Here is a 13,325-nt window from a genome sequence, read left to right as displayed (position 1 = left end):
CCTGCCCCAGGCCCACCGGCCCCGCCCCGACCCGCGCCCGCCGCGGTCGGGGCGGGGCCGGTTCTGTACCCCGACCACCCCGTCCGGAACACCCGGAGCGCGATGGCATACAGCCGCTCAATAGGCCAATCGGATGATTCGGCTATCCGACCGGCGCCCCGGTTGGAAGCATCGCGCTTGCCTGGCGGCCACGCTCTCTTCACCGGTGATTCAACCGCGCTTGCAAGCATCTCAGGGTGCAGCCCGCTGTCCCGCGCCCCACGCCCCCGCCCGACCTGCCGAAAGCGGCAGGTCCACGGGAGAATGGAGCGACGGCGGACCACCGCCGTCCGGGGGCCGCCCGTCGGGCGGACGCGCCGGAACCGGAGGAGGGCGCCGATCCCATGGCCCAGACCAACCACCCCAGCGTTCCCACCCAGGCCTCCCAGCAAGCCGCCGGTGCCGCCCAGGGCGGTGCGCCGTTCGACATCGCCTTCCGGCCACGGGTCGTCCCCGAGCTCGACCCGGAGCCGCCGAGCCTGGCCGACGCGGGCGAGGAGTTCGGCGAGGAACTGCCGCAGGGCCGGTTCCTGGACCGCGAGCGCAGCTGGCTCGCCTTCAACGAACGGGTGCTGGAGCTCGCCGAGGACCCCACCACCCCGCTGCTGGAGCGCGCCAACTTCCTGGCCATATTCGCCAGCAACCTGGACGAGTTCTTCATGGTCCGGGTGGCCGGCCTCAAGCGCCGGATGGCCACCGGCGTCGCCACCCGCTCCGCCTCCGGCCTCCAGCCCCGGGACGTGCTGGACCTGATCCTGACCAGGTCCCGTGAGCTGATGGCGCGGCACGCCGCCTGCTTCCAGAACGACATCGCCCCGCAGCTCGCCGAGGAGGGCATCCACCTCATCCGCTGGGGCGACCTCACCGGCCAGGAGCAGGCCCGGCTGGCCAGCCTCTTCCGGCAGCAGATCTTCCCCGTGCTCACCCCGCTCGCGGTGGACCCGGCGCACCCGTTCCCGTACATCTCCGGGCTGTCGCTGAACCTCGCCGTCGTGGTGCGCAACCCCGTCTCCGGCCACGAGCACTTCGCCCGCGTGAAGGTGCCGCCGATCCTGTCCCGGCTGCTGGAGGCCGGCCCGCAGCGGTACGTCCCCCTTGAGGACGTCATCGCCGCCCACCTCGACGAGCTCTTCCCCGGCATGGAGGTGCTCGACCACCACATGTTCCGGGTCACCCGCAACGAGGACCTGGAGGTGGAGGAGGACGACGCGGAGAACCTCCTCCAGGCACTGGAGAAGGAGCTGATGCGGCGCCGCTTCGGGCCGCCGGTGCGGCTGGAGGTCGAGGAGTCCATCGCCCCGCGGGTGCTGGACCTGCTCGTCCACGAGCTGAAGATGAAGCACACCGAGGTCTACCCGCTGCCCGGCCCGCTGGACCTCACCGGCCTGTTCGCCATCGCCAAGCTGGACCGCGAGGAGCTGAAGTACCCGCCCTACGTGGCCGGCACCCACCGCGACCTGGCCGAGGTGGAGTCGGCGTCGGCGCCGGACATCTTCGCCGCCATGCGCGAGCGGGACATCCTGCTGCACCACCCGTACGACTCCTTCTCCACCTCCGTGCAGGCGTTCCTGGACCAGGCCGCGGCCGACCCGGACGTGCTGGCCATCAAGCAGACCCTGTACCGCACCTCCGGCGACTCGCCGATCGTGGACGCGCTGATAGACGCCGCGGAGGCGGGCAAGCAGGTCCTCGTCCTGGTCGAGATCAAGGCCAGGTTCGACGAGCAGGCCAACATCAAGTGGGCCCGCAAGCTGGAGGAGGCCGGCTGCCACGTCGTCTACGGCCTGGTCGGCCTCAAGACGCACTGCAAGCTGTCGCTGGTGGTCCGCCAGGAGGGCGACACCCTGCGCCGCTACAGCCACGTCGGCACCGGCAACTACCACCCCAAGACCGCGCGGCTGTACGAGGACCTGGGGCTGCTCACCGCCGACCCGCAGGTCGGAGCCGACCTCTCGCACCTGTTCAACCGGCTGTCGGGCTACTCCCGCCGCGAGGCGTACAACCGGCTGCTGGTCGCGCCGCGCAGTCTGCGCGACGGGCTGGTCAAGCGCATCCTCGCCGAGATCGAGCACCACCGCGCGGGGCGGCCGGCCTCCGTGCGCATCAAGTGCAACTCGATCGTCGACGAGGTCGTCATCGACGCCCTCTACCGCGCCTCGCAGGCCGGCGTGCCGGTCGACGTGTGGGTGCGCGGCATCTGCGCGGTCACCCCCGGTGTGCCGGGGCTGTCGGAGAACATCCGGGTGCGCAGCGTCCTCGGGCGCTTCCTCGAACACTCGCGGGTGTTCATCTTCGGCAACGGCGGCGAGCCCGAAGTGTGGCTGGGCAGCGCCGACATGATGCACCGCAACCTCGACCGCCGGATCGAGGCCCTGGTGCGGGTCTCCGACCCGACCCACCGCGCCACCCTCAACACGCTGATGGAGACGGGGATGTCGGACGAGACCTCGTCATGGCACCTGGGCGCGGACGGCAACTGGACCCGGCACAGCTCCGACGCCGAGGGCCATCCGCTGCCCAACGTCCAGGAACTGCTCATCGACGCCCGGAGGCGGCGGCGTGGCCCGACAGCGGCGACATAGCGGACTGCTCGTACAGGACGTTCCCGGGCAGCCGGGCGAAGGCATCGACACGGGGAGCTTGGTGGTGGGCGTCAGCGCGGGCGCGGACGGAGCGAGTGCCGGAGAGGCGCTGTCGCGGTATCTCGGGGAGCAGGCCACCGGGTTCCTGCGCGGCCTCGGCCTGCGCGGGCAGGACGAGGCCGAGGCGGACCGGCTGCTGCGTGGCAGCGCCCGGCGGATCTCGGGCGTCCTGCACACCTACGCCGATCTGGTCGACCCCGGGTGGGCCGAGCCGGTCCGGACCGAACTGGGCTGGCTGGCCGGGACGCTGGGCCGCGAGCCGCAGTACTCGACCCGGCTGGGACGGCTGGTGGACGCGCTGCGCCGGCTCTCGGCGGTGCTGCCGGCCCAGCAGTCCGAGCCGGAGCCGACACCGGCCCGGCCGCCGGTCGCGGTGGCGCAGCAGGGCCGCGCGACCGGCGTCGCGGGCCGGGCCGCCGGCTCCGCCGGTGCCTCGGCCGGCGGCGCGGCGGCGGGGCCGCTCGCGGTGGGCGCGGCGCGGGCCGGGGCCCTGCTGGAGCGCCAGCTGACCCTGGCGCGCGCCCGCGCGCACTCCGCCACCCTCCAGGCCATGGGCTCGTCCCGCTTCCACGCGCTGGCCGACTCCGTCGCCGTGCTGGCCTCCGAGGCGCCGCTGGCGGCGGTCGCGGCCGGTCCGGCCCGCGAGGTGCTGCCGCCGCTGGCGGCCACCGCCCACGCCCGGCTCGTCGAGGCCGCGGCCTCCCTGCCGCTGGGCCGGGCCGGGCACCCGTACAACGCCGAGGCGGTGCGGGCCGCACTCGGCGCCGAGCTGGCCGCCGACCTCCAGGACGCGCCCTGGCACCAGGTCCGGGTGCTGCTCCGGCTGAGCCGGTACGCCACCGAGGTCCCGGGCTCGGGCGGTCGCGGCACGGTCCCCGCGCCGCGGCTGGCCGAGGCGGCGGCGGTGCTCCAGCGGCACCACGAGGCGTCGGAGTCGGCCGCCGCGGTGGCCGCCGCCGCCCGCACCCCGCGGATCGCGCCGGCCACCGCGTACGCGCTGGGGGTGCTCCACGCCGACCAGCGGCACGAGGTGGAGGCGGCCCGTTTCGCCTTCTCCCGGTTGTGGCAGTCGTGAGGCAGTCATGAGACGGGCGGACCCGCGGCGGGCGGGGACGGTGAGGCGGAGGAGACGGCCGTGAGACGGACACGGAGGACGCCGTGACCGCGGGCGAGGCGGTCCGGGCGGCGGGCACCGTGCTGTGGCGGTACCGCCGGACGGGTGAGGGCGGGCCGTCGGTGGACTCCATCGACGGCATCGAGGTCGCCCTCGTCCACCGGCCGCGCTACGACGACTGGAGCCTCCCGAAGGGCAAGCTGAAGGCTGGCGAGGACTTCCCGGCCGCCGCGATCCGCGAGACCCGCGAGGAGACGGGCGTCGAGTGCGTGCTCGGCGACCCGCTGCCGTCGGTGTACTACCGCGCGGGCGGGCGGCCCAAGGAGGTCCGCTACTGGGCCGCCGAGGCCGGCTCCGGGGTGTTCGCCGCCAACCGCGAGGTGGACCGCGTCGAGTGGCTGCCGCCCGCCGACGCGGCCCGCCGCCTCACCCACGACCACGACCGCCCGCTGATCTCCGCGCTGCTGGAGGCGCTGGCCCAGCGGGCATAGCGCGCCCGCCGCCGGGGACGGCGGAGGGCCCGGGACCGGACGGCAGCAGGGGCACGGGGGTCAGGCGCGGCGCGCGGAGCCGTCCGGGTCCAGCGGGGCGGGGCCAGGGCCGGGGCCGTCTCAGCGGAGCAGGGCCGGCGCGCGGAGCCGTCCGGGTCCAGCGGGGCGGGGCCGGGGACCAGGGCGGGGCAGCACGGCGGGGTACGAGGCCACCCCTACCAGAACCTCACGCAGTGTCACGTCACGTGAGCGGCGTGGGGACCGTCGGCATGCCCTTCGCCCGCTCTCGGCCCGCTCTCCGCGCGTCGGCGGGGCCGGCGGAGGTCCCGGGGTCGCAACCGTCCCGGACCCGCGCAAAACCCGGCGTTCAGGGCCGCGGGAGCCCTGCCGGCAGGGGGCCCGACGCCACCCCCGCCCCACCCGCCCCAAGCTGCCCGCGCTTCCCGGCGGCAAAACCTCCCTGGCCGGGGCCACCACACCGACGGACGAGGTTCACCCTCCGTTCACTCCCTCCCGGAAGGCGCTTCACCTGATCTGCCTAATTTCGGCCTTACCGGTTGGCGTGAGCCGCCGGGTGGATGCAGATCACCAATTCTCTGCTTCGCCGTCCACCGGCGGGCTTGTGGAAGGAATTCACGAAAGTGAAGCTTCAGCGTAAGAGCGGACTGCGGGCTCTGACCGTCGGTGCGGTCGCCATCACCGGCGCGGTTGTCCTGACCGGCTGCGGTTCGGACAACAACAGCTCGGGCGGCAGCAGCAGTTCCTCTGCGAGCAGCACCAGCTCCAGTGCCGGCGCCACCACCGCCGCCTCGTCCATCTCCTGCGAGAAGGGCTCGATCCTCTCCTCGGGTTCCACCGCGCAGCAGAACGCGATGGAGCTCTGGGTCAAGAACTACCAGCAGGCCTGTGCCGGCTCGACGATCAACTACAAGGCGTCGTCCTCCGGCCAGGGCGTCATCGACTTCAACCAGGGCACCGACGCCTTCGCGGGCTCCGACTCCCCGCTGGCCGCGGACGAGATCACCACCTCGAAGAAGGTCTGCTCCAACGGTGAGGGCATCGACCTGCCGATGGTCGGCGGCCCGATCGCGATCGGCTACAACCTGCCCGGCGTGAACAACCTGGTGCTCGACGCGTCCACCCTCGCGAAGATCTTCAACGGCAAGATCACCACGTGGAACGACCCGGCGATCAAGAAGCTGAACCCGGGCGTGAGCCTGCCCAGCACCAAGATCCAGACCGTGCACCGCCAGGACGACTCCGGCACCACGGACAACCTCACCAAGTACCTGGGCGGCGCGGCCAAGGCCGACTGGCCCTACCCGCACGCCAAGGCGTGGGCGGCCAACGGCGGCCAGGCCGTGGCGCAGTCCTCCGGCGTGGCCTCGCTGGTCAAGCAGACCGCCGGCTCGATCGGCTACTTCGAGCTGTCCTACGCGTCCGCCGACAGCATCCCCACGGTCAAGATCGCGACCGGCGCCGCGTCGCCCGTCGAGGCCACCACCGCCAACGCCTCCCAGGGCATCGCCCAGGCCAAGGTCGTCGGCACCGGCTCCGACCTGGCCCTCGACCTGAGCGCCGCCTACACCACCACGGCGCCCAACGCCTACCCGATCGTCCTGGTCACGTACGAGATCGCCTGCGACAAGGGCAACAAGGCCGACACCCTGCCCCTGACGAAGTCCTTCCTCAACTACGTCTCCAGCGCTGACGGCCAGGCCCAGCTCTCCGGCGCCGGCTACGCCCCGCTGCCCGACGCGATCGCGGCCAAGGTCCGCGCCGCCGTCGCCGCCCTGGCCTGATCCAGGACGGGCGGGTCCCGCAGCCCCGCCGGCCGCGGGACCCGCCGCACATCCGGTGCGGGTCCGGGAACCCGCACCACCCAGCTCCACCCGAACGACCGCACGACCTGTAAGGCCCGCTGGACCCGCACGGTTCTCCGTCCGCCGCCCGGCACGGCCTCGTGTCAACCAGCCCATCCGGTGCACCGCCGCCGGGGGAGCCCGCTCCCCCACCCCAGACCGGAGTCCTCATGACCACCACCGCACCACCTTCCGCCGCACCGCCGGAGAAGCAACGGACCGTGACCCGCCCGGGTGACCGCGTCTTCGCCGGCCTGTCCCGCGGCTCAGGCATCCTCCTGCTCGTCGTGATGGCCGCGATCGCGGTCTTCCTGGGAGTCCGTGCCGCCCACGCCATCTCCGGCGACCACGGGAACTTCCTCACCACCTTCGAGTGGAACGCGGCCCTGACCCCGCCGAAGTTCGGCGTGGCCGTCCTGGCCTACGGAACCGTCGTCAGCGCGGTGATCGCGATGGTGATCGCCGTCCCGATCGCCGTCGGTATCGCGCTGTTCATCACGCACTACGCGCCGCGCCGGCTCGGCGACGTGATCGCCTACGTGATCGACCTGCTCGCCGCCGTCCCCAGCATCATCTACGGCCTGTGGGGCGCGCTGTTCCTGGTCCCCCACATGCACGGCCTCAACCTGTGGATGAACCACTACCTGGGCTGGACGGTGATCTTCAAGATGACCGACCCGGACGCCCCGGCCCGGTCGCTGTTCACCGTGGGCGTCCTGCTGGCGATCATGATCCTGCCGATCATCACCAACGTCAGCCGCGAGGTCATCCGCCAGGTGCCGAGGATGCACGAGGAGGCGGCACTCGCGCTCGGCGCGACCCGCTGGGAGGTCATCCGCATGTCGGTGCTCCCCTTCGCGCGCTCCGGCATCATCAGCGCCTCCATGCTGGGCCTGGGCCGCGCCCTCGGCGAGACCATGGCCGTGGCCACCGTGCTCTCCGCCTCGCCGACGATCTCCGCGCACCTGCTGGACTCGCCGTCCGGCGGAACCTTCTCGCAGAACATCGTCGCCAAGTTCGGTGAGGCCACCGACTTCGGCCGGGACGCGCTGATCGCCTCCGGCCTCGTGCTCTTCTTCATCACCCTGCTGGTCAACGGCGCGGCGCGGCTGATCATCGCCCGCCGCAAGGAGTACTCGGGGGCCAACGCATGAGCGAGACCGTCATCGACACGGCGCCGTCCGCCGCCGTCCCCGCACCCTCCCTGCTGTCCTCCCGCCGGCTGCCCCGGTGGACCCCGCCGGCCATCGCCGTCGCCGCCATCGCGATCGGCTGCGGTGTCGGCGCCGGCGCCGGGCTGTCCAGCCACATCCAGTGGGGCCTGATCGCCCTGCTGCTCTTCGTGGCCGGCTCCTACGCCGTCACCGCCGCCGTCGAGGGCCGCCGCCAGGCCAAGGACCGGGTCGCCACCAGCCTCGTGTGGGCCGCCTTCGTCCTGGCCGTGCTCCCGCTGTACTCGCTGGTCGAGACGACGATCAAGAGGGGCGCCGGCGTGATCGACGGCACCTTCCTGACCCACTCGATGAACAACGTGCTCACCATCCAGCCGGGCGGCGGCGTCTACCACGCCATCATCGGCACGGTGGAGCAGGTCGGCCTGGCCGGCGTCATCGCCACCCCGATCGGCATCTTCACCGCGGTCTACCTGGTCGAGTACGGCAAGGGCCGGCTGGCCTCGGCCGTCACGTTCTTCGTCGACGTGATGACCGGTATCCCGTCGATCGTCTCGGGTCTGTTCATCCTGTCGCTGTGGTTCATCCTGATCGGCCACGCCCCGGCGTCCGGCTTCCCGGGCGCGCTGGCACTGGCGATCCTGATGACCCCGATCGTGGTGCGCTCCACCGAGGAGATGCTCAAGCTGGTCCCGAACGAGCTGCGCGAGGCGTCGCTGGCGCTGGGCGTCCCGAAGTGGCGGACCATCACCAAGGTCGTCGTGCCGACCGCCATCGGCGGCATCACCACCGGCGTCATGCTGGCGCTGGCCCGCATCGCGGGCGAGAGCGCGCCCATCGCGCTCCTGGTGTTCGGCAGCAACGTGATCAACACCAACCCGTTCAACGGCCCGCAGGCCTCACTGCCGTACTACATCTACCAGCAGTACGTGAACGGCAACGACGCCTCGCAGGCCCGTGCCTGGGGCGCCGCCCTGGTGCTCATCGCGTTCGTGATGATCCTCAACCTGGTGGCCCGGCTCATCGCGCGGTGGAAGGCCCCCAAGCACTCCGGTCGCTGACGCGGCCCCTCAGCGACCAGCAGAAATGAAGTGATCCCCATGGCCAAGCGAATCGACGTCAGCGGCCTCTCCGCCTTCTACGGCAGCCACAAGGCCATCGACGACATCTCGATGACCGTCGAGCCCGGCTCCGTGACCGCGTTCATCGGGCCCTCCGGCTGCGGCAAGTCCACCTTCCTGCGCACCCTGAACCGCATGCACGAGGTCACCCCCGGCGGCCGGGTCGAGGGCAAGGTCCTCCTCGACAACGAGGACCTCTACGGCACCAACGTCGACCCGGTCACGGTGCGGCGCACCGTCGGCATGGTCTTCCAGCGGCCCAACCCGTTCCCCACCATGTCGATCTACGACAACGTGGCGGCCGGCCTGCGGCTCAACGGCATCCACCGGAAGGGCGAGCTCGACGCGATCGTCGAGAAGAACCTGAAGGGCGCCAACCTCTGGAACGAGGTCAAGGACCGCCTCAACAAGCCCGGCTCGGGCCTGTCCGGCGGCCAGCAGCAGCGCCTGTGCATCGCCCGCGCGACCGCGGTCGAGCCCCAGGTGCTGCTGATGGACGAGCCCTGCTCCGCGCTCGACCCGATCTCCACCCTCGCCATCGAGGACCTGATCGGGGAGCTGAAGGAGCGCTTCACCATCGTCATCGTGACCCACAACATGCAGCAGGCGGCACGCGTCTCGGACCGCACCGCCTTCTTCAACCTGGCGGCCGTGGGCCAGCCGGGCAAGCTGATCGAGATCGACGAGACCGAGCGGATCTTCTCCAACCCGTCGGTCCAGGCCACCGAGGACTACATCTCCGGCCGCTTCGGCTGACAGACCGCCGTGCGGTGCTGCATGGCGGTGCCACCGCAGGGCGTTACAAGCCCCGGCCCTCCCGAGGGGCCGGGGCACCGCCGTTTCCGGGGCCGGACACCGGCTCGGGTCCTGGTCCGTTCGCGGCGGACGCCGGATGCCGGACGCTTCGGCGTCCGGCATCCGGCGTTTCCGGTGCTTTGCCGATTCGGTGCTTCGGCGTTCCGGTGCTTCGGCGACGGGGCGATGGGGGGCTTCGGTCGCGGCCGCCCGGACGCCGCAACGCAGCGCCCCCCTCGCCGGGCGCGGCGAGGGGGCGGGGTGGTGGGGCGCGAGGCGCGGGGGGTCAGCCGAAGACGAGCTTCACGACCAGGTAGCAGACGGCGGCGACACAGCCGGCCGCCGGCATGGTGATGAACCAGCCGACGACGATGTTCTTCGCCACGCCCCAGCGCACCGCCTTGACCCGGCGGGTTGCGCCGACGCCCATGATCGCCGAGGTGATGACGTGGGTCGTGGAGACCGGCGCGGCGAAGACGTAGGAGGTCGTGTAGAGGATCGCCGCCGACGTGGTCTCGGCCGCGAAGCCCTGCGGCGGGTCCAGGTCGATGATCCGGCGGCCCAGGGTGCGCATGATCTTCCAGCCGCCGGCGTAGGTGCCGAGCGACATCATCGCGGCGCACACCAGCTTCACCCAGACCGGGATGCCGAATCCCCGGGACGGGTCGTGGATGACCAGGGCCAGGACCACCACGCCCATCGTCTTCTGGGCGTCCTGGAGGCCGTGGCCGAGCGCCATCGCCGCCGCCGAGACGGTCTGCGCCATCCGGAAGCCGCGCTTGGCCTTGTGCGGGTTGGACCGGCGGAAGAACCACACGATCGCCAGCATCACGAGATAGCCGACGACCAGGCCGACCACCGGCGAGAGGAACATCGGCACGATGACCTTGTCGACCACGCCGTTCCAGTGGACCAGTACGCCGCCGGCCAGCGCCGCGCCGACGAGCCCGCCGAACAGCGCGTGGCTGGAACTCGACGGCAGCCCGAAGTACCAGGTGATCAGGTTCCACACGATCGCCCCGGCCAGCGCGGCGAACAGGATGCCCATGCCGGAGCGCCCGTGCGGGGTGGCGATCAGCCCCTTGCTGACCGTCCCGGCCACGCTCTGGCCGAGGAAGGCACCCGCCAGGTTCATCACCGCGGCCATCGCCAGCGCGGCCCGGGGGGTCAGCGCGCGGGTGGAGACGGAGGTGGCGATGGCGTTCGCCGAGTCGTGGAAGCCGTTGGTGTAGGTGAAGAAGAGCGCGACCGCGACGGTCACGACCAGAACGAAGGTGTCCACGGAAGGTCAGGACTCCTTGACCGCGATGGTCTCCACCGTGTTGGCGACGTGCTCGAACGCGTCCGCCGCCTCCTCCAGCACGTCGACGATCTGCTTGAGCTTGAGCACCTCGATGGCGTCGTACTTGCCGTTGAACAGGTGCGCGAGCAGTCTGCGGTGGATCTGGTCGGCCTGGTTCTCCAGCCGGTTGACCTCGATCCAGTACTCGGTGAGGTTCGCCATGGTGCGGAGGTTCGGCATCGCCTCGGCGGTCAGCTCCGCGGCCCGGGCCAGCACCTCGATCTGCTGCTCGACACCCTTCGGCAGCTCCTCGACGTTGTAGAGGACGACCAGGTCAACGGCCTCCTCCATGTAGTCCATGATGTCGTCGAGCGAACCGGCGAGGGTGTAGATGTCCTCGCGGTCGAACGGCGTGATGAAGGAGGAGTTCAGCTGGTGGAAGATCGCGTGCGTCGCGTCGTCACCCGCGTGCTCCGCGGCCCTCATGCGTTCGGCGATCTCGGGCCGGGTCGTCGAATCGGCCCCGAGCAGTTCCATCAGGAGCTTGGAGCCCGTGACGATGTTGTCCGCGGACGCGGCGAACATGTCGTAGAAGCTCGTCTCCCTGGGGGTCAGACGAAAGCGCACGTGAGGTCCCTCGGGGTGCATGAGTCTCGGTCTCGATGATGCTAGGTGCATCATCCGGCCACGGCTAACCGGCGTCCACCAGTGTCGCCCATCGGACGAAGTCCCCCCGACGGGGGATGTCTCGCACATGGTATCGATTCGGCAAGATATACCCTTCGGGGGTATAACGGGACAGAAGGGCGGACGGGCACATGCCGACGGAAGACGCCGCAGGGGAGACGGTGACACCGCAGGGGCCGCACGGCTACAGCCACGACAAGGAATCCCACCTGAAACGGCTGCGCCGGATCGAGGGCCAGCTCCGCGGCCTCCAGCGCATGGTCGAGGAGGACGTCTACTGCATCGACATCCTCACGCAGGTCTCGGCCAGCACCAAGGGCCTCCAGTCCTTCGCCCTCCAACTGCTGGAGGAGCACCTGCGGCACTGCGTCGCCGCCGCGGCGATCGGCGGCGGGCCGGAGAGCGAGCGGAAAGTGGCGGAGGCCACAGCCGCGATAGCGCGGCTGCTGCGCACCTGAGCCCGGCTCAGGCGGGGCAGGGGGCTGGAGGTCGCACCGGCATCCTCCCCGTTCACGGTGCTTCCCCGGGCTCGCGGGGTTTCTCCGCGTTCGCCGGGTTCACTGGTTTCGCCGTATTCGCCCTTTTCACCGGATTCGCCGGATTGCGTGGTCCAGGGGGCCACGGGGGCCGCCGTATTTCCCCCGAACGGAGTGCGGGCGGCATGCCGGACGGGCCGCACGGAAGAGGACCGGCGGGAGGACGGGAGCGCCGACCGGACGCTCTCGCGCCGGGCGCCGAGCACCGCGGCGGCGGTGGAACGGCGGCGGTCAGCCGGCCTGGGCCGGGACGCGGGCCACTTCCAGCACCTCGTCGATGCGCGCGAAGCTGAGCCGCTCCTCCACCGTGGCGGCCGCGGCGATCATCAGCTCACCGCACAGATCGATCTCCGCGAGCGCCACCGGATCGTCCTGCACCGAGGTCATGAGCGACGGTGTCATGGCCGCACCACCTCCTCTACGCTTCCGCGTACGCCTGCGAACGGCCGTTATCCAGCGTAGGGAACCTACGCGCCCCGGCGCATGGCACGGATGGACCATTTCCACTGGGTTCCGCCGGGCTCTTTCCCGCCACGACCGTTCCAGCGGCGGCCTTTCCGTACCCAACCGGTGCCCCGGCCACCTTTCCGGCCGCAACCGTTCCGGCCGTGGTTGTTCCGGCCGAAACGCTCCCCGACCGGACCGGCCGGGGACGAAACGGTCGGGGACGGAACGCCTGACCCGGTGGCCGTCATGGGCGGGGGGAGACGATCCGGCCGGTCCAGATGTCCGCGCCGGCCGGCACCGCCATCCGCACCGGGGTCCCGAAGCCCGTGTACGTCGTGGTGGCCGTCACCGTCACGTCCGACGCGTCCCCGCCCCGCGGCGCGCCGGCCGCCGGGGCCAGGGTGAAGCGCTGCACCAGCCGGCGCAGCCGCCCCCGCCCGTCGATCCAGGCGTCGAACGGCACCGCGGTCACGGTGAACCCCTTGGCGGCGGCGTGCAGCGGAGCCCGCAGCGGCGGCGAGGCGGCGCCGGCCGCGCCGGCGATGTCGGCGGTGCCGCGGAAGTGCCGCACCGGCGCGCCGTCGAGCCGCCCGGCCCCCACGTACGCCACGTTCCGCGCGCCGCGCAGCAGTTCCGCCGCGGCCAGCGGTTCGGTGGCACCACCGGTCACGAGGTTGCCGTCCTTGAGCCGGGTGGTGTCCACGCGCACCCACTTGTCGGCGGGTACGCCGGCGCCCCGGTTCTTCATGTAGAGCGCGCCGGGCAGGAAGAGCTCGGTGATCGGCTTGTGCTCCTCGTCGCCGGCGGCGTCCCGGGGCAGCAGCACGGTCAGCCAGCCCTGGTCGCGGCCGAAGTCGAACCCGCCGGAGCCGGTGACGGTGACCCAGGTGCCGCCGCTCGCCATCCGCATGGCCGTGGCGACCTTGGAGCTGCCGGCCCGGGCCAGGGCGTCCGCGGCTCCGGTCACCACCCCGGCCCCGGTGCCGCCGGCCGCGCCGCCGGGCCCGCGCGCCGGGCTGCCGGCGGCGGAGCCGCCGCAGCCGGCGGCGAGCGCGGCGGCGCAGAGGAGGCCGGCGGCGCACAGGGTCCGCGCGAGGCGCGCGCGACGGCGCGCGGGCGACCGGCGGCTCGGGCCTC

General features: G+C 72.0%; 12 protein-coding genes. 8 read left to right on the top strand and 4 right to left on the bottom strand.

All coding sequences use genetic code 11. The features are described 5' to 3' along the window. The first annotated feature begins 383 nt into the window (after positions 1–383). From BS72_RS18270 to pstB, 7 genes are all read left to right on the top strand, one after another. Positions 384–2,621 (top strand): RNA degradosome polyphosphate kinase, encoded by a 2,238-nt coding sequence (locus tag BS72_RS18270; protein WP_037911902.1) that lies wholly within the window; start codon positions 384–386, stop codon positions 2,619–2,621. A 64-nt stretch (positions 2,622–2,685) separates the two neighbouring features. Next, positions 2,686–3,756, top strand: a complete 1,071-nt coding sequence (locus BS72_RS32480) for a CHAD domain-containing protein (RefSeq protein WP_232792458.1) — start codon at positions 2,686–2,688, stop codon at positions 3,754–3,756. Between the two features lie 83 nt (positions 3,757–3,839). Beyond that, a complete protein-coding gene (locus tag BS72_RS18255) occupies positions 3,840–4,286 on the top strand; it encodes an NUDIX hydrolase (protein ID WP_037911898.1) in 447 nt (148 codons plus the stop codon). A gap of 641 nt (positions 4,287–4,927) precedes the next feature. Next, positions 4,928–6,088: a phosphate ABC transporter substrate-binding protein PstS gene (gene pstS, locus BS72_RS18250; RefSeq protein WP_037911897.1), complete on the top strand. Its 1,161-nt coding sequence runs from the start codon at positions 4,928–4,930 to the stop codon at positions 6,086–6,088. Between the two features lie 230 nt (positions 6,089–6,318). Next, on the top strand, positions 6,319–7,302 hold the full coding sequence (pstC, locus tag BS72_RS18240; protein ID WP_037911892.1) for a phosphate ABC transporter permease subunit PstC: 984 nt from the start codon (positions 6,319–6,321) through the stop codon (positions 7,300–7,302). Then, positions 7,299–8,381, top strand: coding sequence for a phosphate ABC transporter permease PstA (gene pstA, locus BS72_RS18235; protein ID WP_037911891.1), 1,083 nt, complete (start codon positions 7,299–7,301; stop codon positions 8,379–8,381). The genes pstC and pstA overlap by 4 nt, the downstream gene beginning before the upstream one ends. A gap of 39 nt (positions 8,382–8,420) precedes the next feature. Continuing rightward, complete coding sequence (gene pstB / locus BS72_RS18230; RefSeq protein ID WP_037911889.1) at positions 8,421–9,197, top strand: phosphate ABC transporter ATP-binding protein PstB; 777 nt, start codon at positions 8,421–8,423, stop codon at positions 9,195–9,197. 325 nt (positions 9,198–9,522) lie between these two features. Here pstB and BS72_RS18225 read toward each other — a convergent pair whose 3' ends face one another. Both BS72_RS18225 and BS72_RS18220 read right to left on the bottom strand, forming a co-directional pair. Then, complete coding sequence (locus tag BS72_RS18225) at positions 9,523–10,518, bottom strand: inorganic phosphate transporter (protein ID WP_037911887.1); 996 nt, start codon at positions 10,516–10,518, stop codon at positions 9,523–9,525. 6 nt (positions 10,519–10,524) lie between these two features. Continuing rightward, positions 10,525–11,145, bottom strand: coding sequence for a DUF47 domain-containing protein (locus BS72_RS18220; protein WP_037911884.1), 621 nt, complete (start codon positions 11,143–11,145; stop codon positions 10,525–10,527). A 191-nt stretch (positions 11,146–11,336) separates the two neighbouring features. Between BS72_RS18220 and BS72_RS18215 the strand changes: the two genes are divergently transcribed. After that, positions 11,337–11,663, top strand: a complete 327-nt coding sequence (locus BS72_RS18215) for a metal-sensitive transcriptional regulator (RefSeq protein WP_037911880.1) — start codon at positions 11,337–11,339, stop codon at positions 11,661–11,663. A 309-nt stretch (positions 11,664–11,972) separates the two neighbouring features. Here BS72_RS18215 and BS72_RS36595 read toward each other — a convergent pair whose 3' ends face one another. Continuing rightward, positions 11,973–12,143 (bottom strand): hypothetical protein, encoded by a 171-nt coding sequence (locus BS72_RS36595; RefSeq protein WP_157856269.1) that lies wholly within the window; start codon positions 12,141–12,143, stop codon positions 11,973–11,975. Between the two features lie 289 nt (positions 12,144–12,432). Beyond that, the gene (locus tag BS72_RS18210; protein ID WP_232792457.1) at positions 12,433–13,158 is read right to left on the bottom strand and encodes a hypothetical protein; all 726 of its coding nucleotides are present in this window, start codon (positions 13,156–13,158) and stop codon (positions 12,433–12,435) included. Between the last annotated feature and the right edge of the window lie 167 nt (positions 13,159–13,325).

The sequence above is a fragment of the Actinacidiphila yeochonensis CN732 genome (assembly GCF_000745345.1).
GTDB lineage: Bacteria > Actinomycetota > Actinomycetes > Streptomycetales > Streptomycetaceae > Actinacidiphila > Actinacidiphila yeochonensis.
This window is presented reverse-complemented; position numbering and strand designations above follow the sequence as displayed.